General features: G+C 52.8%; 29 protein-coding genes and 4 tRNA genes. All 33 read right to left on the reverse strand.

The window, feature by feature from the left end; translation table 11 throughout:
- Positions 1-10: 10 nt before the first annotated feature.
- The 33 genes from rplE to birA all read right to left on the reverse strand — a co-directional run bounded on the left by rplE (position 11) and on the right by birA (position 25,776).
- On the reverse strand, positions 11-550 hold the full coding sequence (gene rplE, locus QN378_RS10150) for a 50S ribosomal protein L5 (RefSeq protein ID WP_322166329.1): 540 nt from the start codon (positions 548-550) through the stop codon (positions 11-13).
- A 20-nt stretch (positions 551-570) separates the two neighbouring features.
- A complete protein-coding gene (rplX, locus tag QN378_RS10155; RefSeq protein ID WP_322166330.1) occupies positions 571-885 on the reverse strand; it encodes a 50S ribosomal protein L24 in 315 nt (104 codons plus the stop codon).
- Between the two features lie 11 nt (positions 886-896).
- Positions 897-1,265 (reverse strand): 50S ribosomal protein L14, encoded by a 369-nt coding sequence (gene rplN, locus QN378_RS10160; protein WP_002555479.1) that lies wholly within the window; start codon positions 1,263-1,265, stop codon positions 897-899.
- Positions 1,266-1,288: 23 nt separating this feature from the next.
- The gene (gene rpsQ, locus QN378_RS10165; protein ID WP_322166331.1) at positions 1,289-1,555 is read right to left on the reverse strand and encodes a 30S ribosomal protein S17; all 267 of its coding nucleotides are present in this window, start codon (positions 1,553-1,555) and stop codon (positions 1,289-1,291) included.
- A gap of 2 nt (positions 1,556-1,557) precedes the next feature.
- Entirely contained in the window at positions 1,558-1,749 is a 192-nt protein-coding gene (rpmC, locus tag QN378_RS10170; protein ID WP_322166333.1) for a 50S ribosomal protein L29, read from the reverse strand.
- On the reverse strand, positions 1,749-2,162 hold the full coding sequence (rplP, locus tag QN378_RS10175) for a 50S ribosomal protein L16 (protein WP_282379294.1): 414 nt from the start codon (positions 2,160-2,162) through the stop codon (positions 1,749-1,751). The genes rpmC and rplP overlap by 1 nt, the downstream gene beginning before the upstream one ends.
- A 12-nt stretch (positions 2,163-2,174) precedes the next feature.
- Complete coding sequence (gene rpsC, locus QN378_RS10180) at positions 2,175-2,861, reverse strand: 30S ribosomal protein S3 (RefSeq protein ID WP_003176422.1); 687 nt, start codon at positions 2,859-2,861, stop codon at positions 2,175-2,177.
- Between the two features lie 13 nt (positions 2,862-2,874).
- Positions 2,875-3,207, reverse strand: a complete 333-nt coding sequence (gene rplV / locus QN378_RS10185) for a 50S ribosomal protein L22 (protein ID WP_002555485.1) — start codon at positions 3,205-3,207, stop codon at positions 2,875-2,877.
- Positions 3,208-3,220: 13 nt separating this feature from the next.
- Positions 3,221-3,496 (reverse strand): 30S ribosomal protein S19, encoded by a 276-nt coding sequence (gene rpsS / locus QN378_RS10190; RefSeq protein WP_002555486.1) that lies wholly within the window; start codon positions 3,494-3,496, stop codon positions 3,221-3,223.
- Between the two features lie 16 nt (positions 3,497-3,512).
- A complete protein-coding gene (gene rplB / locus QN378_RS10195; RefSeq protein ID WP_322166334.1) occupies positions 3,513-4,337 on the reverse strand; it encodes a 50S ribosomal protein L2 in 825 nt (274 codons plus the stop codon).
- Positions 4,338-4,351: 14 nt separating this feature from the next.
- The gene (gene rplW / locus QN378_RS10200; protein ID WP_002555488.1) at positions 4,352-4,651 is read right to left on the reverse strand and encodes a 50S ribosomal protein L23; all 300 of its coding nucleotides are present in this window, start codon (positions 4,649-4,651) and stop codon (positions 4,352-4,354) included.
- Entirely contained in the window at positions 4,648-5,250 is a 603-nt protein-coding gene (gene rplD, locus QN378_RS10205; protein WP_219062785.1) for a 50S ribosomal protein L4, read from the reverse strand. The genes rplW and rplD overlap by 4 nt, the downstream gene beginning before the upstream one ends.
- Before the next feature lie 12 nt (positions 5,251-5,262).
- Positions 5,263-5,898, reverse strand: coding sequence for a 50S ribosomal protein L3 (rplC, locus tag QN378_RS10210; protein WP_219062787.1), 636 nt, complete (start codon positions 5,896-5,898; stop codon positions 5,263-5,265).
- 80 nt (positions 5,899-5,978) lie between these two features.
- Positions 5,979-6,290, reverse strand: coding sequence for a 30S ribosomal protein S10 (rpsJ, locus tag QN378_RS10215; RefSeq protein ID WP_003186070.1), 312 nt, complete (start codon positions 6,288-6,290; stop codon positions 5,979-5,981).
- A gap of 141 nt (positions 6,291-6,431) precedes the next feature.
- Entirely contained in the window at positions 6,432-7,625 is a 1,194-nt protein-coding gene (tuf, locus tag QN378_RS10220) for an elongation factor Tu (RefSeq protein WP_322166335.1), read from the reverse strand.
- 31 nt (positions 7,626-7,656) lie between these two features.
- The gene (gene fusA, locus QN378_RS10225; RefSeq protein ID WP_322205597.1) at positions 7,657-9,759 is read right to left on the reverse strand and encodes an elongation factor G; all 2,103 of its coding nucleotides are present in this window, start codon (positions 9,757-9,759) and stop codon (positions 7,657-7,659) included.
- Between the two features lie 30 nt (positions 9,760-9,789).
- Complete coding sequence (gene rpsG / locus QN378_RS10230) at positions 9,790-10,260, reverse strand: 30S ribosomal protein S7 (protein ID WP_003400433.1); 471 nt, start codon at positions 10,258-10,260, stop codon at positions 9,790-9,792.
- A gap of 122 nt (positions 10,261-10,382) precedes the next feature.
- On the reverse strand, positions 10,383-10,757 hold the full coding sequence (rpsL, locus tag QN378_RS10235) for a 30S ribosomal protein S12 (RefSeq protein WP_213879453.1): 375 nt from the start codon (positions 10,755-10,757) through the stop codon (positions 10,383-10,385).
- 199 nt (positions 10,758-10,956) lie between these two features.
- Entirely contained in the window at positions 10,957-15,156 is a 4,200-nt protein-coding gene (gene rpoC, locus QN378_RS10240; protein WP_322205598.1) for a DNA-directed RNA polymerase subunit beta', read from the reverse strand.
- 64 nt (positions 15,157-15,220) lie between these two features.
- Positions 15,221-19,294, reverse strand: a complete 4,074-nt coding sequence (gene rpoB / locus QN378_RS10245) for a DNA-directed RNA polymerase subunit beta (RefSeq protein WP_322205599.1) — start codon at positions 19,292-19,294, stop codon at positions 15,221-15,223.
- A 219-nt stretch (positions 19,295-19,513) separates the two neighbouring features.
- Entirely contained in the window at positions 19,514-19,882 is a 369-nt protein-coding gene (rplL, locus tag QN378_RS10250) for a 50S ribosomal protein L7/L12 (protein ID WP_322205600.1), read from the reverse strand.
- Between the two features lie 77 nt (positions 19,883-19,959).
- Positions 19,960-20,460, reverse strand: a complete 501-nt coding sequence (gene rplJ, locus QN378_RS10255) for a 50S ribosomal protein L10 (RefSeq protein ID WP_322166340.1) — start codon at positions 20,458-20,460, stop codon at positions 19,960-19,962.
- 195 nt (positions 20,461-20,655) lie between these two features.
- Positions 20,656-21,351 (reverse strand): 50S ribosomal protein L1, encoded by a 696-nt coding sequence (rplA, locus tag QN378_RS10260; RefSeq protein WP_322205602.1) that lies wholly within the window; start codon positions 21,349-21,351, stop codon positions 20,656-20,658.
- Positions 21,351-21,782, reverse strand: a complete 432-nt coding sequence (gene rplK / locus QN378_RS10265; protein ID WP_065833634.1) for a 50S ribosomal protein L11 — start codon at positions 21,780-21,782, stop codon at positions 21,351-21,353. The genes rplA and rplK overlap by 1 nt, the downstream gene beginning before the upstream one ends.
- A gap of 119 nt (positions 21,783-21,901) precedes the next feature.
- Entirely contained in the window at positions 21,902-22,435 is a 534-nt protein-coding gene (nusG, locus tag QN378_RS10270; protein ID WP_322205604.1) for a transcription termination/antitermination protein NusG, read from the reverse strand.
- A 9-nt stretch (positions 22,436-22,444) separates the two neighbouring features.
- A complete protein-coding gene (gene secE / locus QN378_RS10275) occupies positions 22,445-22,813 on the reverse strand; it encodes a preprotein translocase subunit SecE (RefSeq protein WP_322205605.1) in 369 nt (122 codons plus the stop codon).
- 46 nt (positions 22,814-22,859) lie between these two features.
- A tRNA-Trp gene (locus tag QN378_RS10280) sits at positions 22,860-22,935 on the reverse strand.
- A 290-nt stretch (positions 22,936-23,225) separates the two neighbouring features.
- Positions 23,226-23,301 (reverse strand) — tRNA-Thr (locus QN378_RS10285).
- 24 nt (positions 23,302-23,325) lie between these two features.
- Positions 23,326-23,399: transfer RNA gene (locus QN378_RS10290), tRNA-Gly, on the reverse strand.
- Between the two features lie 24 nt (positions 23,400-23,423).
- Positions 23,424-23,508 (reverse strand) — tRNA-Tyr (locus QN378_RS10295).
- A gap of 142 nt (positions 23,509-23,650) precedes the next feature.
- On the reverse strand, positions 23,651-24,070 hold the full coding sequence (locus QN378_RS10300) for a hypothetical protein (RefSeq protein WP_323547975.1): 420 nt from the start codon (positions 24,068-24,070) through the stop codon (positions 23,651-23,653).
- A 7-nt stretch (positions 24,071-24,077) separates the two neighbouring features.
- Positions 24,078-24,827 (reverse strand): pantothenate kinase, encoded by a 750-nt coding sequence (locus QN378_RS10305; protein WP_322205607.1) that lies wholly within the window; start codon positions 24,825-24,827, stop codon positions 24,078-24,080.
- A complete protein-coding gene (gene birA / locus QN378_RS10310) occupies positions 24,817-25,776 on the reverse strand; it encodes a bifunctional biotin--[acetyl-CoA-carboxylase] ligase/biotin operon repressor BirA (RefSeq protein WP_322206952.1) in 960 nt (319 codons plus the stop codon). Before birA ends, QN378_RS10305 begins: the two co-directional genes overlap by 11 nt.
- Positions 25,777-25,932 lie beyond the last annotated feature (156 nt).

Genomic DNA, 25,932 nt, shown 5'->3' on the forward strand with positions numbered 1-25,932 from the left:
CCTACTCCAATCAGTTGCGGAACGGGAACTTGAAAGCACGCAGCAATGCGCGACCTTCATCATCCGTCCGAGCAGTGGTGGTCAGGGTAATGTCCAGACCGCGAAGAGCATCGATCTTGTCGTAATCGATTTCCGGGAAAATAATCTGCTCTTTTACACCCATGCTGTAATTACCACGACCATCGAAGGACTTGGCATTCAGGCCGCGAAAGTCGCGAACCCGAGGCAGGGAGATCGACAGCAGACGATCCAGAAATTCATACATACGATCGCGACGCAAAGTGACTTTAACGCCGATCGGCCAGCCTTCACGAACCTTGAAGCCCGCGATGGATTTCCGAGCGTAAGTAACAACGCACTTCTGACCCGTGATCTTTTCAAGGTCTGCAACAGCGTGCTCGATGACTTTTTTGTCACCGACCGCCTCACCCAGACCCATGTTCAAGGTGATCTTTGTAACGCGCGGAACTTCCATCACGTTCGAAAGCTCAAGTTCTTCTTTGAGCTTCGGAGCGATTTCCTTCCGGTAAATCTCTTTTAGTCGTGCCATGGTCTTCTACCTAGCAGTGTTCAAGCATCAACCGCTTTTTGGGTCGACTTGAAGACACGAATTTTCTTGCCTTCTTCAACTTTGAAACCAACGCGATCTGCCTTGTTGGTTGCGCCGTTGAAAATGGCGACGTTAGAAGCGTGCAATGGCGCTTCTTTTTCGACGATACCGCCTTGTACGCCCGACGCAGGGTTTGGCTTGGTATGACGCTTTACCAGGTTGATCCCACCAACGACCAGACGGTCATCAACGAGAACCTTAAGCACCTTACCGCGCTTACCTTTGTCTTTGCCGGCGATCACGATGATCTCGTCGTCACGACGAATCTTTTGCATGTCGGATCTCCTTACAGCACTTCTGGGGCGAGGGAGACGATCTTCATGAACTTTTCAGTCCGAAGTTCGCGCGTCACTGGCCCAAAGATACGGGTGCCGATCGGCTCTTGCTTGTTGTTCAACAGAACAGCAGCGTTGCCATCAAAGCGGATAATGGAGCCGTCTGCGCGACGAACACCATGGCGAGTGCGGACTACTACAGCAGTCATCACTTGGCCTTTTTTCACTTTGCCGCGAGGAATTGCTTCCTTCACGGTTACTTTGATGATGTCACCGATGCCAGCATAACGACGGTGGGAGCCACCCAGAACCTTGATGCACATAACGCGGCGTGCGCCGCTGTTATCAGCCACATCGAGCATGGATTGAGTCTGAATCATATAATTTCTCCGACCCCTAGTCCTTAGACTTCCACAGCGCGTTCGAGAATCTCAACCAGCGCCCAAGACTTGGTCTTGGCAACTGGACGAGTTTCACGAATAGTGACTTTGTCACCGATGTGGCTCTGATTAGTTTCGTCATGCGCATGCAGCTTCGTCGAACGCTTAACGTATTTACCGTAGATCGGGTGCTTTACGCGACGCTCGATCAGAACGGTGATTGTCTTGTCCATTTTGTCGCTGACAACACGGCCAGTCAGCGTACGGACGGTCTTTTCGGCTTCAGCCATGATCACTTACCTGCCTGCTGGTTGAGCACAGTCTTCACGCGAGCAATGTCACGCTTAACTCGCGAGAGCAGATGAGACTGCCCCAACTGGCCAGTTGCTTTCTGCATACGCAGATTGAACTGGTCACGCAGCAGGCCGAGCAGTTGCTCGTTCAGCTGCTGTGCTGATTTTTCACGAAGTTCATTCGCTTTCATCACATCACCGTCCGTTTAACAAAGGAGGTGGCGAGTGGCAGCTTTGCAGCAGCCAGGGCGAAAGCCTCACGCGCCAGCTCTTCAGAAACACCCTCGATTTCATACAGGACTTTGCCTGGCTGAATCTGGGCAACCCAGTATTCCACGTTACCCTTACCTTTACCCATTCGAACTTCGAGTGGCTTTTTGGTGACGGGCTTGTCCGGGAATACACGGATCCAGATTTTGCCGCCACGTTTAACGTGACGGGTCAGTGCACGACGCGCTGACTCAATCTGACGGGCGGTAAGACGACCACGAGCAACAGACTTCAGCGCATATTCGCCGAAGCTGACTTTGCTACCGCGCTGTGCCAAGCCACGGTTGTGGCCTGTCATCTGCTTGCGGAACTTCGTACGCTTTGGTTGCAACATTTGGCGTACCCCTTACTTAGCAGCTTTTTTACGAGGCGCTGGTGCTTGTGGTTTCAGCTCTTCTTGGCGACCACCAATTACTTCGCCTTTAAAGATCCAAACCTTTACACCGATCACACCATAAGTGGTGTGAGCTTCGTAGTTGGCATAGTCGATATCGGCACGCAAGGTGTGCAATGGAACACGACCCTCGCGATACCATTCAGTACGTGCGATTTCAGCACCGCCGAGACGACCGCTCACTTGGATTTTGATGCCTTTGGCACCAATGCGCATGGCGTTCTGAACAGCGCGCTTCATAGCGCGGCGGAACATTACACGGCGCTCCAGCTGCTGAGCTACGCTCTGCGCAACCAACATACCGTCCAGTTCCGGCTTACGGATCTCTTCGATATTGATGTGCACAGGCACACCCATTTGCTTGGTCAGGTCCTGACGCAGTTTCTCAACATCTTCACCTTTCTTCCCGATCACAATGCCAGGACGAGCGGTGTGGATGGTGATACGTGCAGTCTGAGCCGGACGATGGATATCGATACGGCTTACGGACGCGCTTTTTAATTTGTCTTGGAGATACTCGCGCACCTTCAGATCAGCGAACAAATAGTCCGCATAAGTCCGACCGTCTGCGTACCAGACGGAGGTGTGCTCCTTGACGATTCCCAGGCGAATGCCAATGGGATGTACTTTCTGACCCATCTCTTCGACTCCGTTACTTGTCAGCAACCTTGACAGTGATATGGCAAGACCGCTTGACGATGCGATCAGCGCGGCCTTTGGCACGCGGCATGATGCGCTTCAGCGAACGCCCTTCGTTGACGAAAACGGTGGAAACCTTAAGGTCATCAACGTCTGCGCCTTCGTTATGCTCGGCGTTGGCTACAGCCGACTCCAGCACTTTTTTCAGGATCTCGGCGGCTTTCTTACTGCTGAAAGCCAACAGGTTGAGCGCTTCGCCCACCTTCTTCCCGCGGATCTGGTCGGCGACCAAGCGGGCTTTCTGGGCGGAGATTCGAGCGCCCGACAACTTAGCGGCTACTTCCATCGTTCCTTACCCCTTAACGCTTGGCTTTCTTGTCTGCCACGTGCCCACGATATGTGCGGGTACCGGCAAACTCGCCTAGTTTATGGCCGACCATGTCTTCGTTCACAAGAACTGGGACATGTTGACGACCGTTATGCACAGCAATGGTCAAACCGACCATTTGCGGCAGGATCATAGAACGGCGCGACCAGGTCTTAACTGGTTTGCGATCGTTCTTTTCCGCCGCCACTTCGATCTTCTTCAGTAGGTGAAGATCAATAAAAGGACCTTTTTTCAGAGAACGTGGCACTGTCGTATCCCTCTATTTACTTGCGACGACGGACGATCATTTTGTCGGTACGCTTATTACCACGAGTCTTCGCGCCCTTAGTCGGGAAGCCCCACGGCGATACCGGATGACGACCACCAGAGGTACGACCTTCACCACCACCATGTGGGTGGTCAACCGGGTTCATGGCAACACCACGAACGGTTGGGCGAACGCCACGCCAGCGTTTGGCACCAGCTTTACCTAATGAACGCAGGCTATGCTCGGAGTTCGAGACTTCGCCAAGCGTTGCACGGCATTCAGCCAATACTTTACGCATTTCACCAGAGCGAAGACGCAGGGTCACGTAGACACCATCACGCGCTACCAGCTGAGCCGAAGCACCAGCGGAACGTGCGATTTGCGCGCCTTTACCCGGCTTCAACTCGATGCCGTGTACGGTGCTACCAACTGGAATGTTACGCAGTTGAAGAGCGTTGCCCGGCTTGATCGGTGCCAAAGCACCTGCGATCAGCTGGTCGCCAGCACTAACGCCTTTAGGGGCGATGATGTAGCGGCGCTCGCCGTCTGCGTACAACAGCAGTGCGATGTGAGCAGTACGGTTTGGATCGTATTCAATTCGCTCAACAGTGGCACTGATGCCATCTTTGTCGTTGCGACGGAAATCGACCAGACGATAATGCTGCTTATGACCACCACCAATGTGACGCGTGGTAATACGGCCATTGTTGTTACGACCACCAGTCTTCGATTTCTTCTCGAGCAGCGGTGCGTGAGGAGCGCCTTTATGCAGCTCCTGATTGACCACCTTGACCACGAAACGGCGGCCAGGGGAAGTCGGTTTGCATTTAACGATTGCCATGATGCACCCCTTCCTTACTCAGCACTGCTGCTGAAATCGAGATCTTGGCCCGGTTGAAGGGAGATAACTGCCTTCTTCCAGTCATTACGCTTGCCCAGACCGCGAGCCGTGCGCTTGCTCTTACCCAGAACATTCAGGGTAGTAACGCGCTCCACTTTCACGCTGAACAGGCTTTCGACGGCCTTCTTGATTTCCAGCTTGGTTGCGTCAGTTGCAACCTTGAAAACAAACTGGCCTTTCTTGTCAGCCAGAACCGTGGCCTTCTCGGAAACGTGCGGGCCAAGTAGAACTTTAAATACGCGTTCCTGGTTCATCCCAGCAGCTCCTCGAATTTCTTCACGGCCGACACAGTGATCAACACTTTGTCGTATGCGATCAGACTAACTGGGTCGGAACCTTGGACGTCACGTACATCTACGTGCGGAAGGTTGCGAGCAGCCAGGTACAGATTCTGGTCAACAGCATCGGACACGATCAGAACATCGGTCAGACCCATGCCATTCAGCTTGTTCAGCAGATCCTTGGTTTTCGGTGCTTCAACAACGAAGTCCTGAACCACGACCAGACGGTCAGTACGAACCAGCTCGGCAAGGATGGAGCGCAATGCTGCGCGATACATCTTCTTGTTAAGCTTCTGAGAGTGGTCTTGTGGACGAGCTGCGAAAGTAGTACCACCGCCACGCCAGATTGGGCTACGAATAGTACCGGCACGAGCACGGCCAGTACCTTTCTGACGCCAAGGGCGCTTACCGCCACCAGAAACGTCGGAACGGGTCTTCTGCGCCTTGCTACCCTGACGGCCGCCGGCCATGTAGGCCACGACTGCTTGGTGTACCAGTGTTTCGTTGAACTCGCCGCCAAATGTCAGTTCGGAAACTTCGATCGCTTGAGCGTCATTTACATTTAATTGCATGTCAGCTTCCCCTTAACCGCGAGCCTTGGCTGCCGGACGTACAACCAGGTTGCCGCCAGTAGCGCCAGGAACAGCACCCTTGACCAACAACAGATTGCGTTCAGCGTCCACGCGCACCACCTCCAAGGACTGCACGGTCACGCGCTCAGCGCCCATATGACCGGACATTTTTTTGCCCTTGAATACACGACCAGGAGTCTGGCACTGGCCGATAGAGCCTGGGACGCGGTGGGATACGGAGTTGCCGTGAGTATTGTCTTGGCCACGGAAATTATGGCGTTTGATAGTACCCTGGAAACCTTTACCCTTGGACTGACCGGTCACATCGACCATCTGCCCAGCGGCGAAGATTTCTGCATTGATTACGTCGCCAGCCTGGTAGTCGCCTTCTTCAAGACGGAACTCCCAAACACCGCGACCAGCAGCAACGTTCGCTTTAGCGAAGTGACCTGCTTGAGCAGCAGTCACACGCGAAGCACGACGCACACCGACAGTAACTTGCACTGCACGATAGCCATCGGTTTCTTCGGTTTTAAACTGGGTGACGCGATTCGGCTCGATCTCAATGACCGTAACCGGAATGGAGACACCTTCTTCGGTGAAAATACGGGTCATACCGCATTTACGACCGACTACACCAATAGTCATGTTGTAAACCTCATGAGTGTACGGGGCTTTCACCCGCTATGGCCGCCCATTTCAGAGCGTTACACGACTAAGACCGAGTCTTAGCCGAGGCTGATCTGTACTTCCACACCGGCCGCAAGGTCTAGCTTCATAAGTGCGTCTACGGTTTTATCCGTAGGCTGGACGATGTCCAGAACGCGCTTGTGAGTGCGGATCTCATACTGGTCGCGCGCGTCTTTGTTGACGTGCGGAGAAACCAGAACAGTGAACCGCTCTTTACGGGTAGGGAGTGGAATCGGACCACGCACTTGTGCACCAGTACGTTTCGCGGTTTCCACGATTTCCTGGGTAGATTGGTCGATCAGACGATGGTCAAAAGCCTTCAACCTGATACGGATTTGCTGATTTTGCATTGGATTTCAGACTCCCAGCTGCTGTTCCCACCGAGCGCAATACGCCCGTTAAAAGGAGGCGCAATTCTATAGACGCTCCCACATAGTGTCAACCCAATAAAAAAGCCCCCGCAAGCGGGGGCTTTTTCGACAGATCATCGATTACGCGATGATCTTGGCTACGACGCCAGCGCCGACGGTACGACCGCCTTCACGGATAGCGAAACGCAGGCCATCTTCCATCGCAATGGTCTTGATCAGCGTAACAACCATTTTGATGTTGTCGCCAGGCATAACCATTTCAACGCCTTCTGGCAATTCGCAGTTACCGGTCACGTCAGTTGTACGGAAGTAGAACTGCGGACGGTAGCCTTTGAAGAAAGGAGTATGACGACCGCCTTCTTCTTTGCTCAGAATGTAAACTTCAGCTTCGAACGTAGTGTGCGGCTTAACCGAACCCGGCTTAACCAGAACCTGGCCACGCTCTACGTCGTCACGCTTGGTACCGCGCAACAGAACGCCGCAGTTTTCGCCTGCACGGCCTTCGTCGAGCAGCTTACGGAACATTTCAACGCCAGTGCAGGTGGTGACAACAGTGTCACGCAGACCAACAATTTCCAGCGAATCTTGAATCTTAACGATACCGCGCTCGATACGACCAGTCACAACAGTACCGCGACCAGAGATCGAGAATACGTCTTCGATCGGCATCAGGAACGGCTTGTCGATAACACGGATTGGATCTGGGATGTAAGTATCCAGAGTCTCAACCAATTTACGAACAGCAGTGGTGCCCATCTCGTTGTCATCTTGACCATTCAACGCCATCAGCGCCGAGCCAATGATGATCGGAGTGTCGTCGCCCGGGAAGTCGTAAGTGCTCAGCAGATCGCGCACTTCCATCTCAACCAGCTCTAACAGCTCAGCGTCATCGACCATGTCAGCCTTGTTCAGGAAGACAACGATGTACGGAACGCCAACCTGACGGGACAGCAGGATGTGCTCACGAGTTTGCGGCATCGGACCATCAGCAGCCGAACAAACCAGAATTGCGCCATCCATCTGCGCAGCACCGGTGATCATGTTCTTCACATAGTCAGCGTGACCTGGGCAGTCAACGTGAGCGTAGTGACGAATCTTTGAGTTGTACTCAACGTGTGCGGTATTGATGGTGATACCACGAGCCTTCTCTTCCGGAGCACTGTCGATTTTATCGAAAGCAACAACGGCGCTACCGAAGATTTCGGAGCAAACACGGGTCAGTGCAGCAGTCAACGTGGTTTTGCCATGGTCAACGTGACCGATGGTGCCAACGTTTACGTGCGGTAAATCACGTACAAATTTTTCTTTAGCCACGACAATTAACTCCTAGCCTAAAGGGGCTGAATCAGCCTTGTTTTTTAGTGACAGCTTCGACGATATGCGACGGAGCTACATCGTATTTTTTGAATTCCATAGAGTAGCTTGCGCGACCCTGGGACATCGAGCGAACGTCGGTCGCATAACCGAACATCTCACCCAACGGAACCTCGGCACGAATCACTTTGCCGGAAACCGTGTCTTCCATTCCCAAGATCATGCCGCGACGACGGTTCAGGTCACCCATCACGTCACCCATATAGTCTTCAGGCGTCACAACTTCTACTGCCATGACTGGCTCAAGCAGAACGCCACCGCCCTTGGAAGCCAATTGCTTGGTCGCCATGGAAGCAGCCACCCTGAACGCCATCTCGTTTGAGTCGACGTCATGGTAAGAACCATCGAACACAGTAGCCTTCAGGCCGATGAGCGGATAGCCGGCAACAACGCCGTTCTTCATCTGCTCTTCGATACCCTTCTGGATAGCCGGGATGAATTCCTTAGGAACCACACCACCCACTACTTCGTTCACAAATTGCAGACCTTCCTGACCTTCGTCAGCCGGTGCAAAACGGATCCAGCAGTGGCCGAACTGACCACGACCGCCAGACTGGCGCACGAACTTGCCTTCGATCTCACAGGCCTTCGTGATTTTCTCACGGTAGGAAACCTGAGGCTTACCGATGTTGGCTTCGACGTTGAACTCACGGCGCATCCGATCTACCAGAATGTCCAGGTGCAACTCGCCCATGCCAGAGATGATCGTTTGACCAGTCTCTTCATCAGTTTTGACGCGGAAAGATGGATCTTCCTGAGCAAGCTTGCCCAAAGCGATACCCATTTTTTCCTGGTCATCCTTGGTCTTCGGCTCAACGGCAACCGAAATAACCGGTTCCGGGAAGTCCATACGAACAAGAATGATCGGCTTATCAGCCGAACAAAGGGTGTCACCCGTGGTGACGTCCTTCATACCAATCAAGGCCGCGATGTCACCAGCGCGCACTTCCTTGATTTCTTCACGGGTGTTCGCATGCATTTGCACCATACGACCAACACGCTCTTTCTTGCCCTTGACCGAGTTGATCACGCCGTCGCCGGAGCTCAACACGCCCGAGTAAACGCGCACGAAAGTCAGAGTACCCACGAATGGGTCAGTAGCAATTTTGAAAGCCAGAGCCGAGAACGGTTCTGTATCGTCTGCATGACGCTCCATTGCGACTTCTTCATCATCAGGATCGGAACCCTTGATGGCTGGAATATCGGCTGGAGCCGGCAGGAAGTCGATAACAGCATCAAGAACCAAAGGAACACCCTTGTTCTTGAAAGAAGAGCCACAGACAGCAAGGACGATCTCGCCAGCGATAGTACGCTGACGCAGAGCAGCCTTGATCTCATCGATAGTCAGCTGCTCCTCATTGAGGTACTTGTCCATCAGCTCTTCAGAAGCTTCGGCAGCAGCCTGGACCATGTTGTCGCGCCATTCAGCAGCGAGTTCAAGCATGTCCGCAGGAATTGCTTCGCGACGAGGAGCGGCACCTTTGTCAGCATCATCCCAGTAAACCGCTTCCATGTTGATCAGATCAACCTGACCCTGGAAGTTGTCTTCTGCACCGATAGCCAACTGGATCGGCACCGGAGTGTGACCCAGGCGCTTTTTGATCTGCTCAACCACACGCAGGAAGTTCGCACCAGCACGGTCCATCTTGTTTACATAAACAAGACGTGGAACGCCGTACTTGTTGGCTTGACGCCATACGGTTTCCGACTGAGGCTCAACACCTGAGGTGCCACAGAACACAACTACCGCGCCATCAAGTACGCGAAGCGAACGCTCAACTTCAATGGTGAAGTCAACGTGGCCCGGGGTATCGATGATGTTAAAACGATACTTGTCGAACTGCTTGGCAGAGCCGGCCCAGAAGGCCGTGGTCGCAGCGGAGGTGATAGTAATACCACGCTCCTGCTCCTGCACCATCCAGTCCATGGTCGCGGCGCCGTCATGCACCTCGCCCATTTTATGGTTTACGCCGGTGTAAAAAAGGACGCGCTCAGTGGTGGTGGTTTTACCAGCATCCACGTGAGCAACGATACCAATGTTACGGTAGCGGTTAATCGGAGTAGTACGAGCCATAAAGCCCTCGCAAAATTAGTGACGCTAAAATTAGAAGCGGTAGTGCGAGAAAGCCTTGTTGGCTTCAGCCATACGGTGCACGTCTTCACGCTTCTTAACTGCAGCACCTTTACCTTCAGCAGCGTCCATCAATTCACCAGCCAAACGCAGTGCCATAGACTTTTCGCCACGCTTGCGCGCGAAGTCTACAAGCCAGCGCATTGCCAGAGCATTACGACGGGACGGGCGAACTTCAACAGGAACCTGGTAGGTAGCACCGCCTACACGGCGCGACTTCACTTCGACCAGCGGAGCGATGGCGTCGAGAGCTTTCTCGAAGATTTCCAGGGGATCGCTGTTCTTGCGTTCTTTAACTTTTTCCAGCGCGCCATAAACGATACGTTCGGCAACGGCTTTCTTGCCGCTTTCCATAACGTGGTTCATGAACTTGGCCAAGATCTGGCTGCCGTATTTTGGATCGTCAAGCACATCGCGCTTGGCTGCTACGCGTCTTCTTGGCATGGATAAGCCCTCAAACGGTCTTCAGGTTAGCTCGGGACTACTACTCTCTTGCGAGGCGCGCCCGACCTTACTCTTATCGACTCAGAAAAATAGAAATCTGCAATTTACTACTAAGCGTCAAATTACTTCTTCGGACGCTTGGTACCGTATTTCGAGCGACCTTGGTTACGACCTTTAACACCGGAAGTATCCAGGGAGCCACGAACGGTGTGGTAACGGACACCTGGCAAGTCTTTTACGCGACCGCCACGAATCAATACAACACTGTGTTCTTGAAGGTTGTGACCTTCACCACCGATATACGAGGAAACCTCGAAACCGTTGGTCAGGCGCACACGACATACTTTACGCAATGCCGAGTTAGGTTTTTTCGGCGTAGTGGTATACACGCGAGTGCATACGCCACGACGCTGCGGGCAGTTCTGCAGCGCAGGTACGTCGGATTTCTCGACGATACGCTTACGCGGCTGACGTACCAGCTGGTTAATCGTTGCCATCTTAAGCTCCACTGTTGTCTTTCGACGCTATTGCTTTACGAAAAAGCAAGATGGCAGGACATCAGTCCCGCCAAATTTAGGGGTACAAGAGTCTAAAGAGGATCTTGCCCCCAGTCAAGACAAAGCCCCAGCATCCCTGACCATCAAGACAGCAGAGATATCTCTGCAGCTTTAGGCCGAAAATGCCAGGGCTCTACTCTCAATTACCGCTGGAGTTCAACGCTTCGGTCAGTGCTGCTTCCACTTCACTCGCGCTAACACGCATCGGCTTGTCTGCTTCACGACGACGCTTACGCTCGCTGTGATAAGCCAGACCAGTACCGGCCGGAATCAAACGACCCACGACCACGTTCTCTTTCAGACCACGCAGGTAATCGCGCTTGCCAGTCACCGCCGCTTCGGTTAGCACGCGGGTTGTCTCCTGGAAGGAGGCCGCAGAGATAAACGACTCGGTGGACAGCGATGCCTTGGTAATACCCAGCAATACACGGGTGAACTTGGAAACGAATTTCTCGTCCGCGCTCAGACGCTCATTCTCTACCAGAACGTGCGTCAACTCCATCTGATCGCCTTTGATGAACGTGGAATCGCCAGACTCAGCGATCTCAACTTTACGCAACATCTGACGAAGAATCGTCTCGATGTGCTTATCGTTGATTTTCACGCCCTGCAGACGATAGACGTCCTGAATCTCGTTAACGATGTACTTAGCCAGCGCACTCACACCCAGCAAACGCAAGATGTCGTGTGGATCGCTAGGACCGTCGGAGATAACTTCGCCGCGGTTCACTTGCTCGCCTTCGAAGACGTTCAGGTGACGCCACTTTGGAATGAGCTCCTCATACGGATCGCTACCGTCATTCGGGGTAATAACCAAACGGCGCTTGCCTTTGGTCTCCTTACCGAATGCGATGGTGCCGCTGACTTCAGCCAAGATCGAGGCTTCTTTCGGACGACGAGCTTCAAACAAGTCAGCTACGCGGGGCAGACCACCCGTGATGTCGCGAGTTTTCGAGGTTTCTTGCGGGATACGAGCGATAACATCACCGATCGCAACCTGCACACCATCCGCTACACCGACTAAGGCGTTGGCTGGTAGGAAGTACTGAGCCGGTACGTCTGTACCCGGCAGCAGAAGGTCCTTGCCATCCACACCCACCATCTTAACGGCAGGACGGATATCTTTACCGGCTGCAGGACGGTCTTTGGCGTCGAGAACTTCGATGTTGGTCATACCGGTCAATTCGTCGGTCTGACGCTTGATCGTGATGCCTTCTTCCATGCCCACGTAGGTCACGGTACCTTTCATCTCGGTGACAATTGGGTGAGTGTGCGGATCCCACTTGGCCACGATAGCGCCAGCGTCGACCTTGTCACCCTCTTTAACCGAAATCACGGCACCGTAAGGCAGCTTGTAACGCTCGCGCTCACGACCGTAGTCATCAGCGATCGCCAGCTCACCCGAACGGGATACCGCAACCAGGCAACCATCTACCCGCTCAACGTGCTTCAGGTTATGCAGACGGACGGTACCGCCATTCTTAACCTGAACGCTGTCAGCAGCGGAGGTCCGGCTTGCCGCACCACCGATGTGGAACGTACGCATGGTCAGCTGCGTACCTGGCTCACCGATAGACTGAGCGGCAATAACGCCGACCGCTTCACCGATGTTGACCTGATGTCCGCGAGCCAAATCACGGCCGTAGCATTTGGCGCAAATACCGAAACGGGTTTCGCAGCTGATCGGCGAACGCACGATCACTTCATCGATGCTGTTCAGCTCGATGAACTCAACCCATTTCTCGTCAACCAATGTGCCAGCAGGAACGATGATGTCATCGGTACCCGGCTTGAATACGTCGCGGGCGATTACTCGACCCAATACGCGCTCACCCAATGGCTCAACAACGTCACCGCCTTCAATGTGAGGCGTCATCAGCAGACCATGTTCGGTACCGCAATCAACCTCGGTAACAACAAGATCCTGTGCGACGTCCACCAGACGACGAGTCAGATAACCGGAGTTCGCAGTTTTCAACGCGGTATCCGCCAAACCCTTGCGAGCACCGTGAGTAGAGATGAAGTACTGAAGTACGCTCAAACCTTCACGGAAGTTCGCGGTGATCGGCGTTTCAATGATCGAGCCGTCTGGCTTGGCCATCAAACCACGCATACCTGCAAGCTGACGAATCTGTGCAGCCGAACCCCGGGCGCCGGAGTCAGCCATCATGTACATCGAGTTGAACGACTCTTGGTCAACCTCGACGCCGTGACGGTCGATAACGCGCTCTTTCGAGAGGTTCGACATCATCGCCTTCGACACTTCGTCGTTAGCCTTGGACCAAAGGTCGATTACCTTGTTGTACTTCTCGCCCTGGGTTACCAGGCCTGATGCGTACTGGGCTTCGATTTCTTTAACTTCGTCGGTAGCAGCTTCGATGATGCGAGCTTTTTCATCAGGGATAACGAAGTCGTTAACGCCGATGGAGACACCCGAAATGGTCGAATAAGCAAAACCGGTGTACATCAATTGGTCAGCGAAAATTACGGTTTCTTTCAAACCAACCACGCGATAGCACTGGTTGATCAGTTTAGAGATCGCTTTTTTCTTCATCGGCTGGTTGACCACGTCATACGACAGGCCGGCCGGGACCACTTGGAACAACAGCGCACGGCCGACAGTGGTGTCGACGATACGGGTGTTCTTGACGCTACCGCCGTCACGATCGTTAACCGTTTCGTGGATGCGGACTTTGACTTTGGCATGCAGCGCAGCTTCGCCGGCGCGGAATACACGGTCAACTTCCTGCAGATCCGCGAACACTCGGCCCTCGCCCTTGGCGTTGATCGCTTCACGAGTCATGTAGTACAGACCCAATACAACGTCCTGCGACGGGACGATGATCGGCTCACCGTTGGCTGGCGACAGGATGTTGTTGGTCGACATCATCAGCGCACGCGCTTCGAGCTGAGCTTCCAGCGTCAACGGTACGTGAACGGCCATCTGGTCGCCGTCGAAGTCGGCGTTGTACGCAGCGCAGACCAACGGGTGAAGCTGGATAGCTTTACCCTCGATCAGAACCGGTTCAAACGCTTGGATACCCAGACGGTGAAGAGTTGGTGCACGGTTGAGCAACACCGGGTGTTCGCGAATGACTTCAGCGAGAACGTCCCAAACTTCTGGCAATTCACGCTCAACCATTTTCTTGGCGGCTTTAATGGTGGTGGCGAGACCACGCATTTCCAACTTGCCAAAAATGAACGGTTTAAACAGCTCAAGAGCCATTTTCTTAGGCAGACCGCACTGGTGCAGACGCAGGGTCGGGCCTACGGTAATTACCGAACGACCCGAGTAGTCAACACGCTTGCCGAGCAAGTTCTGACGGAAACGACCCTGCTTACCCTTGATCATGTCAGCCAAGGATTTCAGAGGACGCTTGTTGGAACCGGTAATCGCGCGACCGCGACGACCGTTGTCGAGCAGTGCATCGACCGCTTCCTGCAACATACGCTTTTCGTTACGCACGATGATGTCCGGAGCGGACAGATCAAGCAGACGCTTCAAGCGGTTGTTACGGTTGATTACTCGACGATACAGATCGTTAAGATCAGATGTAGCGAAACGACCGCCATCAAGCGGAACCAAAGGACGCAGATCTGGCGGCAGAACCGGCAGAACGGTCAGAACCATCCACTCAGGAAGGTTGCCGGAACCTTGGAAGGCTTCCATCAACTTCAGGCGCTTGGACAGCTTTTTGATTTTGGTTTCGGAGTTGGTTTGCGGAATTTCTTCGCGCAGACGGCCAATCTCGTGCTCCAGATCGATAGCGTGCAGCAGTTCACGGACAGCTTCAGCACCCATACGGGCATCGAAGTCATCGCCGAACTCTTCGAGCGCTTCAAAATACTGCTCGTCGTTGAGCAACTGCCCTTTTTCAAGGGTGGTCATGCCTGGATCGATAACGACATAGCTCTCGAAATAGAGAACGCGTTCGATATCACGCAGGGTCATGTCCATCAGCAAGCCGATACGGGACGGCAGCGATTTCAAGAACCAGATGTGTGCAACTGGCGAGGCCAGTTCGATGTGAGCCATACGCTCGCGACGAACTTTTGCCAGTGCGACTTCAACGCCACACTTCTCGCAGATTACACCGCGGTGCTTCAAGCGCTTGTACTTACCGCACAAGCACTCGTAATCCTTGACCGGGCCAAAGATCTTGGCGCAGAACAGGCCGTCACGCTCAGGCTTGAACGTACGGTAGTTGATGGTTTCCGGCTTTTTAACTTCACCGAACGACCACGAACGGATCATCTCAGGCGATGCCAATCCAATGCGGATGGCGTCGAACTCTTCGACTTGACCCTGGTTTTTCAGCAAATTCAATAGGTCTTTCAAGGCCTTTCCTCCTGGCGGAGCAGGGAGCAGGCAATACCGCCCTACCCCCAATTCGCGTCACGTGTTATTCGGTTTCCAGATCGATATCGATACCGAGCGAACGAATTTCTTTGATCAGTACGTTGAAAGACTCGGGCATGCCCGGCTCCATACGGTGATCGCCGTCCACGATGTTTTTGTACATCTTGGTCCGACCGTTCACATCGTCCGACTTCACTGTGAGCATTTCTTGCAGAGTGTAAGCCGCGCCGTATGCTTCCAGCGCCCACACTTCCATCTCCCCGAAACGCTGACCACCGAACTGAGCCTTACCACCCAGCGGCTGCTGGGTAACCAGGCTGTAAGAACCAGTGGAACGCGCGTGCATCTTGTCGTCCACCAAGTGGTTCAGCTTCAGCATGTACATGTAGCCAACAGTGACCGGACGCTCAAACTTGTTACCGGTACGACCGTCGAACAGCTGCATCTGGCCACTTTCTGGCATATCTGCCAGTTTCAGCATGGCCTTGATTTCGCTTTCCTTGGCACCGTCGAAGACCGGCGTAGCCATTGGAACGCCGCCACGAAGGTTCTTCGCGAGATCCAGAATTTCTTTATCGGACAGATCTTCCAGACTTTCTTGGCGACCGCCGATTTCGTTGTAGATCTCGTTCAAGAACTTACGCAGGTCTGCAACTTTACGCTGCTCTTCCAGCATGCGGTTGATCTTCTCGCCCAAACCTTTAGCTGCAAGGCCAAGGTGAGTCTCAAGGATCTGACCGACGTTCATACGCGAAGGTACGCCCAGCGGGTTGAGGACGATATCTACCGGGGTGCCATTGGCATCGTGCGGCATGTCTTCAACTGGCATGATTACGGAAACCACACCTTTGTTACCGTGGCGACCGGCCATCTTGTCGCCCGGCTGGATGCGGCGACGGATTGCCAAGTAAACCTTAACGATTTTCAGAACGCCAGGTGCCAGATCATCGCCTTGCTGCAGCTTGCGCTTCTTGTCTTCGAACTTGTCGTCCAGAAGGCGGCGACGATCAACGATATAAGCTTGGGCTTTTTCGAGTTGATCGTTCAGAGCATCCTCAACCATGCGCAGTTTGAACCACTGACCATGCTCAAGACCGTCGAGTGTTTCGTCGGTGATGTCCTGACCTTTCTTCAGACCTGCGCCGCCTTCAGCCTTACGGCCAACCAAAGCGGAACGCAGACGTTCAAAAGTTGCGCCTTCAACGATGCGGAACTCTTCGTTCAAGTCTTTGCGAATTTCATCGAGTTGGGTCTTCTCGATCGACAGGGCACGAGCATCACGCTCAACACCATCACGAGTAAACACTTGAACGTCGATAACAGTACCCTTGGTACCGGTAGGTACGCGCAGGGAAGTGTCCTTAACGTCGCTCGCTTTCTCGCCGAAGATTGCACGCAACAGTTTCTCTTCCGGGGTCAGCTGAGTCTCGCCTTTCGGAGTGACTTTACCAACCAGGATGTCGCCTGCGCCTACTTCAGCACCTACATAGACAATACCGGCTTCATCAAGCTTGTTCAGTGCAGCTTCACCCACGTTAGGGATGTCTGCAGTGATTTCCTCAGGCCCAAGCTTGGTGTCACGGGCCACACAGGTCAGTTCCTGAATGTGGATCGTGGTGAAACGGTCTTCTTGGACTACACGCTCCGAAAGGAGGATGGAGTCTTCGAAGTTGTAACCGTTCCATGCCATGAACGCGATGCGCATGTTCTGACCAAGTGCCAGCTCACCCATATCGGTGGATGGACCGTCAGCCATGATGTCGCTGCGCTCAACTCGATCACCCTTGCTCACCAGCGGGCGCTGGTTGATGCAGGTGTTCTGGTTGGAGCGGGTGTATTTGGTCAGGTTATAGATGTCTACGCCGGCTTCACCAGTTTCAACTTCATCATCAGCAACACGAACCACAATACGGCTAGCATCTACCGAATCGATCACGCCGCCGCGACGAGCAACAACACAAACGCCTGAGTCACGAGCAACGTTACGCTCCATCCCGGTGCCGACCAACGGCTTATCGGAACGCAGGGTCGGTACTGCTTGGCGCTGCATGTTCGAACCCATCAACGCACGGTTGGCGTCATCGTGTTCAAGGAACGGGATCAACGAGGCTGCAACCGAAACTACCTGCTTCGGCGAAACGTCCATCAGCGTGACGTCTTCCGGCGCCTTGACGGTGAATTCGTTGAGGTGACGTACCGCAACCAATTCATCAACCAGGTGACCGGTTTCGTTCATTGTCGCCGAAGCTTGAGCGATAACGTGATCCGCTTCTTCAATTGCCGACAGGAAAACGATCTCGTCAGTTACCAGCGCGTCTTTAACAACACGGTATGGGCTTTCGAGGAAGCCATACTTGTTGGTACGCGCATAGGCCGCCAATGAGTTGATCAGGCCGATGTTCGGACCTTCTGGCGTTTCAATCGGGCATACACGACCGTAGTGAGTAGGGTGTACGTCACGAACTTCAAAACCAGCACGCTCACGAGTCAAACCGCCGGGGCCGAGCGCTGAAACACGACGCTTGTGGGTGATCTCTGACAGCGGGTTGTTCTGGTCCATGAACTGCGAAAGCTGGCTGGAACCGAAGAACTCCTTCACCGCTGCCGCAACCGGCTTGGCGTTGATCAGGTCCTGCGGCATCAAGCCTTCGCTTTCCGCCATCGACAAGCGCTCTTTAACTGCACGCTCTACACGCACCAGACCTACACGGAACTGGTTTTCAGCCATTTCGCCAACGCAACGAACACGACGGTTACCCAAGTGGTCGATGTCGTCGACAATGCCTTTGCCGTTACGGATATCAACCAGAGTCTTGAGGACGGCGACGATATCTTCTTTGCACAACACGCCCGAACCTTCGATCTCGGTACGACCGATACGACGGTTGAACTTCATCCGGCCGACCGCAGACAGGTCGTAACGCTCAGGGCTGAAGAACAGGTTGTTGAATAGCGTTTCGGCTGCATCTTTTGTTGGTGGCTCGCCAGGACGCATCATCCGATAGATTTCGACCAGCGCTTCCAATTGGTTGCTGGTGGAGTCTATTTTCAGCGTATCCGAGACGAACGGTCCGCAGTCGATATCGTTGGTGTACAACGTTTCGATACGGACAACCTGAGATTTGGCGATTTTTGCAAGAATCTCAGTGTTCAGTTCAGTGTTGCATTCAGCGATGATTTCGCCAGTCGCAGGGTGCACGATGACCTTGGCGGTAGTACGACCCAAGACATAGTCCAGAGGCACTTCCAGCTCTTTGATCCCGGCTTTTTCCATCTGGTTAACATGGCGAGCGGTAATCCGTCGGCCTTGCTCGACAATGACCTTGCCTTTGTCATCCAGAATATCCAATACCGCAATTTCACCACGAAGGCGCTGAGGAATCAGCTCCAAATTCAGGTTTTCACCCTGCACGTGGAAGATGTTGGTGGTGTAGAACGCATCGAGCACTTGCTCAGTCGTGTAGCCGAGTGCGCGCAACAATACGGACGCAGGCAGCTTACGACGACGGTCGATACGAACAAACACGCAGTCTTTCGGATCGAACTCGAAGTCCAACCACGAACCACGGTAAGGAATAATACGCGCGGAATAGAGCAGTTTACCGGAGCTGTGCGTTTTGCCGCGGTCGTGATCGAAGAACACGCCCGGGGAACGGTGCAACTGGGAAACGATTACGCGCTCGGTACCGTTGATTACGAAGGTACCGTTTTCAGTCATCAGGGGGATTTCACCCATGTAGACTTCTTGCTCTTTGATGTCCTTGATCGCTTTGTTCGACGATTCTTTGTCGAAAATGATTAAACGAACCTTGACCCGCAAAGGCACAGCGTAAGTCACACCGCGCAGCACGCACTCTTTGACATCAAATGCCGGTTCGCCCAAGCGATAACCCACATACTCCAGCGCAGCATTGCCGGAGTAGCTGATGATCGGGAAAACGGATTTGAAGGCTGCATGCAGACCGACGTCGCGGAACCCATCTTTGGTTGCTCCCGCTTGCAAGAATTCGCGATACGAATCCAGCTGGATGGCCAATAGATACGGCACATCCATTACGTCCGGCAACTTGCTAAAGTCCTTGCGGATACGTTTTTTCTCAGTATATGAGTAAGCCATCAGCGTTCCCCAGCTTGGTCACCTGCTTGTTTGGCTCCTCCCGACGGGAGCAACCAGAAAATCGTGCAAACCCCTTGGTCTGCACCACCACATCGGGTGGGTCTTGCACGCTATAGATGCCGACCAGGCCGGCGATCTATAACGGAAAAAGGCCGGTGGCAAAAGCCACCAGCCATCAGCCTTTTGCTTTACGCTTGGGCTGGAGACACAAGTCGATGCTTACTTCAGCTCGACTTTAGCGCCTGCTTCTTCCAGTGCAGCTTTAGCTTTGTCAGCAGCGTCTTTCGATACTGCTTCCAGAACCAACGAGCCAGCACCAGCATCAACTACTGCTTTGGCTTCTTTCAGGCCAAGACCAGTCAATTCACGTACAGCCTTGATCACGTTGACTTTTTTGTCGCCAGTTTCAGTCAGGATCACGTTGAATTCAGTCTGCTCTTCTGCTACGGCAGCAACAGCAGCTGGACCAGCGGAACCGGCAGCAGCAGTAACGCCAAATTTTTCTTCGAAAGCTTTGATCAGCTCAACAACCTGCAGTACGGACATTTCGCCTACAGCGTTGAGGATATCGTCTTGAGAGATAGACATGACTCTAATTCCTAATTGGGGGACGGCCTACATGACCATCAAAATAAACAAAAAAGCGCGAGAGAAAGTGCTCAGCTTTAAGCTGCGGCCGCTTCTTTTTGCTCGCGAATAGCCGCCAGAGTACGAGCCAATTTGCTGGTAGCGCCTTGAATCACGCTCATCAGCTGAGAAATTGCTTCGTTACGGGTCGGCAGAGTTGCCAGTACGTCGATCTGATTAGCTGCGAGGTACTTGCCCTCAAACGCAGCTGCCTTGATCTCGAACTTATCCTGACCCTTCGCAAATTCTTTGAACAAACGAGCAGCAGCGCCCGGATGTTCGTTGGAGAATGCGATCAAGGTCGGGCCCGTGAACACGTCGTTGAGAACACTGTATTCAGTGTCAGCAACTGCGCGCTTAAGCAGCGTGTTACGTACTACTCGTACATAAACGCCGGCTTCACGAGCCTCTTTACGGAGTCCGGTCATAGCGCTAACTGTCACACCACGGGCATCAGCCACGACAGCAGACAGAGCAGCTTTGGCAGCCTTGTTGACTTCAGCGACGATGGCCTTCTTGTCTTCAAGTTTAATTGCCACGGGTTTAACTCCTGCTTGTTACCGTTTCATCCAACCGGAGCCGGATGTCGTTTTGGTGTCTGATTCGGTAAGGAACCGGGAGCACCATCTGCGTAGGCTTGAGGTTTAAGACTCGCGCCGCCTACGGTCTTGGATAGCCCCCGCCAGGCAGGGACCCCAATTTTCATGGATGCAGTGCAACACACCCATTGTGTCTTACGCGTCCAACGACCCTTGGTCGATGATCAAACCTGGGCCCATAGTAGTGCTCAGGGTAACGCGCTTGACGTAAATACCTTTCGAAGAAGCTGGCTTGATACGCTTCAAATCAGCGATCAGCGCTTCTACGTTTTCCTTCAGCTTGGTAGCGTCGAAACCGACTTTACCAACTGAGGTGTGGATGATGCCGTTTTTGTCGGTGCGATAACGAACCTGACCAGCTTTTGCGTTTTTAACGGCAGTAGCTACGTCGGGGGTTACGGTACCAACTTTAGGGTTAGGCATCAGGCCGCGTGGGCCGAGGATCTGACCCAACTGACCAACAACCCGCATCGCGTCCGGGGAGGCAATAACAACGTCGAAGTTCAAGTTGCCTGCTTTCATTTCGGCAGCCAAGTCGTCCATACCAACGCGATCAGCGCCGGCAGCCAAAGCAGCCTCAGCAGCTGGGCCCTGAGTAAACACTGCAACGCGAACGGTCTTGCCAGTGCCGTGTGGCAGCACAGTAGCGCTACGAACAACTTGGTCAGACTTACGCGGATCAACGCCAAGGTTTACAGCGATATCCACGGATTCGCTGAATTTGACAGTCGACAATTCGGTCAGCAACGCAGCAGCATCTACGAAGTTATAGGCTTTGCCCGCTTCGATTTTGCCGGCGATAGTTTTTTGGCGCTTAGTTAGCTTAGCCATTACACACCCTCCACGTTAAGGCCCATGCTACGAGCAGAACCGGCGATGGTACGCACGGCTGCATCCATATCAGCTGCAGTCAGATCCGCATTTTTTGCTTTTGCGATATCTTCCAGCTGAGCACGAGTAACGGTGCCAACCTTAACGGTGTTTGGACGAGCTGAACCGCTAGTCAAACCGGCAGCCTTCTTCAGCAATACTGAGGCTGGCGTGCTTTTCGTTTCGAAAGTAAAGCTGCGGTCACTGTAAACAGTGATAATCACGGGAGTCGGCAAACCCGGCTCAATACCCTGAGTACGGGCGTTGAACGCTTTGCAGAATTCCATGATATTGACGCCGTGCTGACCCAACGCAGGACCAACAGGCGGGCTAGGGTTAGCTTGAGCGGCTTTCACTTGCAGCTTGATGTAAGCGGTAATTTTCTTGGCCATGAGGCACTCCAATTACGGGTTCAGACGCCTAAATTAGGCTCCCCGGTTACTTGCGCGTATATCCCAGTGACGACAAAACCCCACAGCCTAGGGCTGCGGGGTATGGGACTTTCGTTCATCTATGCCTTTTCGACCTGGCTAAACTCAAGCTCTACAGGAGTAGAGCGACCAAAAATGAGAACTGCCACTTGAATTCGGCTCTTTTCATAATTAACTTCTTCTACGGTGCCGTTAAAATCAGCAAACGGCCCGTCGGTGACACGAACAACCTCACCCGGTTCGAAAAGTGTTTTAGGCTTCGGCTTATCGCTGCCGTCTGCAACACGGCGCAGAATCGCCTCTGCCTCTTTATCAGTAATCGGCGCAGGCTTATCAGCTGTACCGCCAATAAAACCCATCACTCGAGGAGTATCCTTGACTAAGTGCCAAGTACCCTCATTCATGTCCATCTGGACCAGTACATAACCTGGGAAAAATTTACGCTCACTCTTGCGTTTCTGGCCGTTACGCATCTCAACCACTTCTTCAGTGGGAACCAGAATCTCGCCGAAGCCATCTTCCATACCAGCCAGTTTCACACGCTCCAATAAAGAGCGCATGACATGCTTCTCATAACCCGAGTAGGCATGCACTACGTACCAACGCTTAGCCACGGGACACCCTTAGCCGACGATCGAGGAAACAAGCCAACCGAGCAGGGAATCTAAACCCCACAGCAGCAGCGCCATAACCAAAACAACAGCCACCACAATCAGTGTGGTCTGCGTAGTTTCTTGGCGAGTAGGCCAAACAACTTTACGAATCTCGGCACGAGCTTCCGTTGCCAAAACGAAGAAAGCCTTACCTTTAGCCGTCTGCAAACCTACAAATGCCGCAGCAGCAGCAATAGCCAGCAATACGAGCACGCGGTACAGGATCGGTTCCGCTGAGTAGTACTGATTACCGACAACGCCAACAACTACCAAAGCGCCAACAAGCAGCCATTTAGGTAGATCAAAGCGAGAGTCTTGGGCTTCAGCCTTAGGAGTCATCTACGAGGATCCTGTGAAAAGAAAGCCAGATTACACCGAGTGAATCTGGCAGGTCAGGAGGGAATCGAACCCCCAACCTACGGTTTTGGAGACCGTCGCTCTGCCAATTGAGCTACTGACCTAAAAGCAAAATTAGGCCGACCATTATGCCGACCCAACGAGAGTTTTTCAACCACTTACGCAACATTTTCCGCACGAATCTAAAATGTCAGCGGAGCAAACTTGATACCCGACGCATATCAGCCCATCATTGCCGACCAAAACAGTCTAACAAACGCTCTACTCCGAACTGCGGCACTAAAACACTGGAGTCGCACCGCCGCAAGTAGCCATCGACCTTATAAATCCGAAACAAACCGAAAACATGCAACACTTAAAACAAAGGCAGATATTTTCATATCTGCCTTAGTAATGGAGCTCTTGAGCAGATTCGAACTGCTGACCTCACCCTTACCAAGGGTGTGCTCTACCAACTGAGCTACAAGAGCAAACACATGCATAAACAAAAAACTTGGAGCGGGTAGCGGGAATCGAACCCGCATCATCAGCTTGGAAGGCTGAGGTTTTACCACTAAACTATACCCGCAGAGCTTATGATTACGCTCAAATTTGGTGGAGGGGGAAGGATTCGAACCTTCGAAGTCGTAGACGTCAGATTTACAGTCTGATCCCTTTGGCCGCTCGGGAACCCCTCCTGAACGAGGCAGCATTTTCAACTCATGCTACCCTTCTGTCAACCTTTTTCTCATTAAAAACCTGAGGTTACATACGCTGACAACTGCGACACCGCTTTCGCGATCATTCTCTCACTGCGAAGCGGGCGCCATCATATGCAAACTAGTCGATAGTTGCAATGCCCTTACAAGACATTATTTTCTGTTTTAGCTGCGTAAAATCTTGAGCAAGCTCTTGAATCAAACTGTCGTCAATTAGTCGTCGATTGGCGGGCAGGATTTTCAACCAAAAAGTGGCATTGAAGTCTCCTTCTAGAGAGACCGGCTGTGACTGTATGTCTAGACTGGTTAAGCGCTGCTCAACTGAGAGCACATCTTTTTGATTAGTAAATCCGCCTAAATAGAGGCATTTGTCATCGCCCTTACCAGTTGAATCCGATTCGCTGAGGAGCCTAATATCTTGCTGAGACCCTTTGTATAGTGAGAATGGGATTATCTCCTTTGCACGCAAAGGCGCTTCTTGCTGATGCCAGAGGTAATAAAATGAATTTAGCACCAGCAATAAAAGAAATATCCAGCGCATACACACCTCAATTCAGCGGGCAAGCCAATGCCAGTCCAACAAAAACCAAATCAGGCAATACTCGCGCAAATGGCAAAATATCTTGGACCAAGATAGCGTCTCCACCTGTCACAAAAACGGAGAAATCTTCGCCCCAATACTTCTTAGCCATATCTAACTGCGTCAGCACAAAACCTTTCAACATAAGCGAACAACCGCGCTCAACAGCCTCCGCAGTTGAACGACCTGGCGCGAAGCTCGCAAGGGCAGCATGTGCGGTATCGCCGCTGTAGCGAATACGCCGGGTATGGGTCCGCAGCTGACTGCGCATAAGCGGCGCACCGGGGCAAATAAAACCTCCCAGGTGTAGGCCACCTGGAGAAACAAAATCCGAAGTTATTGCCGTACCTAAATCGATGACCAAGCAGGCACCCGCGGCGAGTTGGAAGGCGCCAACCAGGGCAAGCCACCGGTCAAGACCCAATCGCTCGTATTCGTCATAGCCATTGGTAACGCCTGCCAGGTGCTCGGTCGAGGAGGCCTTAATAATCTTTACCGCAAATGTGACAGACAACACCGCGACCAATAACTCTGTCTCCTCATCACTGCGCACACTTACAAGCCGACACCCGAAGAGACTTAATTCTTTTACTAACTTAACAGCCTGCAGTAAAGCTGCATTAGAATCGACTATCCCGCCAGCAACCACCTCAGTACCGTTCAGCAAAACCACTCGCCATTTTATGAAACTGTTTCCGCAATCAAGCTCAAGAATCATCACGTAGCCTCAGACTAATCTCGCCACCACTGAAAATCTTTTCTTCTCCCGCGACCTCAAGTCGCAAAGCTCCGCGCACGTCAACCCCCAAAACCACTCCGTCGATTTGGTTCGCCGCTGTCAGCAGCGTTACAGTGCGACCCTGCCAAAGATGGTTTTTCTCCCAGTCAGCCTGCACTGCAGTGAAACCGTTTTTCAGATGCATATCGAAGTAATGCTCAAGCGAGCGATTAAGGCGAGCGATTAAGTCGTTCCGATCCGTTAGAGCACCGGTCTCTAGCCGGACAGAGGTCCATCCTTGGTCTACTTCTGGCGCAGTTTGCATATTCACGTTGATTCCCACACCAACTACCACATGGCAAATATCTGCAGGGTCACCCACCAGCTCTAAAAGAACACCCGCCAACTTTCGCTGTCCTACGAGGATATCGTTTGGCCATTTTAGGCCAGCACCCTTGACTCCAACCTCACGCAGGACATGCAATACCGCCAGACCCACTAACAAGCTCAGACCTTCAAGCTGACGCATACCACCTTCAACTCTTAAAGCAAGACTGTAGTAAATATTCTCAGCAAAAGGACTTACCCATGTTCTTCCGCGCCGACCTCTACCAGCAGTTTGCCGCTCGGCAAGCACTAGGATCGGCATTTGGTGTCCATGCGAAATCAAACGCATTGCTTCTGCGTTGGTTGAATCAACGGAATCAAAAATTAACATCGGCCATTCCGGAGAAAAGCCCCGCCCCAGGATTTTATCTTGACTCAACAACGAAATAGGATTTGCCAGACGATACCCTTTACCTCTCACCTTATGGATTTCAATTCCCAGTTCAGCCTCAAGCTGCTGGAGCTGTTTCCAAACCGCGCTACGACTGACCCCTAAAGCATTCCCTAATGCCTGCCCTGAATGAAAAGCGCCATCCTTGAGAAGTTTTAACAACGTTAGCATGCGGATATCGCCTAACAGTGAGGCACGCATAATAACTATGCACACCGTTAATGCATAGAAACCACAGCGCCTTTAATTTGCACAAACAAAACCCCTGAACGCGTAAGCGATCAGGGGTTCTGGAATTTAATCTTGACGATGACCTACTCTCACATG

It is taken from the genome of Pseudomonas sp. 10S5 (genome assembly GCF_035019745.1).
In the GTDB taxonomy this organism is placed as follows: domain Bacteria; phylum Pseudomonadota; class Gammaproteobacteria; order Pseudomonadales; family Pseudomonadaceae; genus Aquipseudomonas.

What these genes read in the sequence shown, in the direction of transcription:
- rplC (WP_219062787.1), bottom strand. Translation starts at nt 5,898, where the DNA reads ATGACTATTGGTGTAGTCGGTCGTAAATGCGGTATGACCCGTATTTTC.
- rpmC (WP_322166333.1), bottom strand. Translation starts at nt 1,749, where the DNA reads ATGAAAGCGAATGAACTTCGTGAAAAATCAGCACAGCAGCTGAACGAG.
- rpoB (WP_322205599.1), bottom strand. Translation starts at nt 19,294, where the DNA reads ATGGCTTACTCATATACTGAGAAAAAACGTATCCGCAAGGACTTTAGC.
- rplP (WP_282379294.1), bottom strand. Translation starts at nt 2,162, where the DNA reads ATGTTGCAACCAAAGCGTACGAAGTTCCGCAAGCAGATGACAGGCCAC.
- rpsG (WP_003400433.1), bottom strand. Translation starts at nt 10,260, where the DNA reads ATGCCAAGAAGACGCGTAGCAGCCAAGCGCGATGTGCTTGACGATCCA.
- rplD (WP_219062785.1), bottom strand. Translation starts at nt 5,250, where the DNA reads ATGCAATTAAATGTAAATGACGCTCAAGCGATCGAAGTTTCCGAACTG.
- birA (WP_322206952.1), bottom strand. Translation starts at nt 25,776, where the DNA reads ATGCTAACGTTGTTAAAACTTCTCAAGGATGGCGCTTTTCATTCAGGG.
- QN378_RS10305 (WP_322205607.1), bottom strand. Translation starts at nt 24,827, where the DNA reads ATGATTCTTGAGCTTGATTGCGGAAACAGTTTCATAAAATGGCGAGTG.
- QN378_RS10300 (WP_323547975.1), bottom strand. Translation starts at nt 24,070, where the DNA reads ATGCGCTGGATATTTCTTTTATTGCTGGTGCTAAATTCATTTTATTAC.
- rpsC (WP_003176422.1), bottom strand. Translation starts at nt 2,861, where the DNA reads ATGGGTCAGAAAGTACATCCCATTGGCATTCGCCTGGGAATCGTCAAG.
- rplK (WP_065833634.1), bottom strand. Translation starts at nt 21,782, where the DNA reads ATGGCCAAGAAAATTACCGCTTACATCAAGCTGCAAGTGAAAGCCGCT.
- rplV (WP_002555485.1), bottom strand. Translation starts at nt 3,207, where the DNA reads ATGGAAGTAGCCGCTAAGTTGTCGGGCGCTCGAATCTCCGCCCAGAAA.
- rplL (WP_322205600.1), bottom strand. Translation starts at nt 19,882, where the DNA reads ATGTCTATCTCTCAAGACGATATCCTCAACGCTGTAGGCGAAATGTCC.
- rplA (WP_322205602.1), bottom strand. Translation starts at nt 21,351, where the DNA reads ATGGCTAAGCTAACTAAGCGCCAAAAAACTATCGCCGGCAAAATCGAA.
- rplX (WP_322166330.1), bottom strand. Translation starts at nt 885, where the DNA reads ATGCAAAAGATTCGTCGTGACGACGAGATCATCGTGATCGCCGGCAAA.
- rpsQ (WP_322166331.1), bottom strand. Translation starts at nt 1,555, where the DNA reads ATGGCTGAAGCCGAAAAGACCGTCCGTACGCTGACTGGCCGTGTTGTC.
- fusA (WP_322205597.1), bottom strand. Translation starts at nt 9,759, where the DNA reads ATGGCTCGTACTACTCCGATTAACCGCTACCGTAACATTGGTATCGTT.
- rplN (WP_002555479.1), bottom strand. Translation starts at nt 1,265, where the DNA reads ATGATTCAGACTCAATCCATGCTCGATGTGGCTGATAACAGCGGCGCA.
- rplE (WP_322166329.1), bottom strand. Translation starts at nt 550, where the DNA reads ATGGCACGACTAAAAGAGATTTACCGGAAGGAAATCGCTCCGAAGCTC.
- rpsJ (WP_003186070.1), bottom strand. Translation starts at nt 6,290, where the DNA reads ATGCAAAATCAGCAAATCCGTATCAGGTTGAAGGCTTTTGACCATCGT.
- rplW (WP_002555488.1), bottom strand. Translation starts at nt 4,651, where the DNA reads ATGAACCAGGAACGCGTATTTAAAGTTCTACTTGGCCCGCACGTTTCC.
- secE (WP_322205605.1), bottom strand. Translation starts at nt 22,813, where the DNA reads ATGACTCCTAAGGCTGAAGCCCAAGACTCTCGCTTTGATCTACCTAAA.
- rplB (WP_322166334.1), bottom strand. Translation starts at nt 4,337, where the DNA reads ATGGCAATCGTTAAATGCAAACCGACTTCCCCTGGCCGCCGTTTCGTG.
- rpsL (WP_213879453.1), bottom strand. Translation starts at nt 10,757, where the DNA reads ATGGCAACGATTAACCAGCTGGTACGTCAGCCGCGTAAGCGTATCGTC.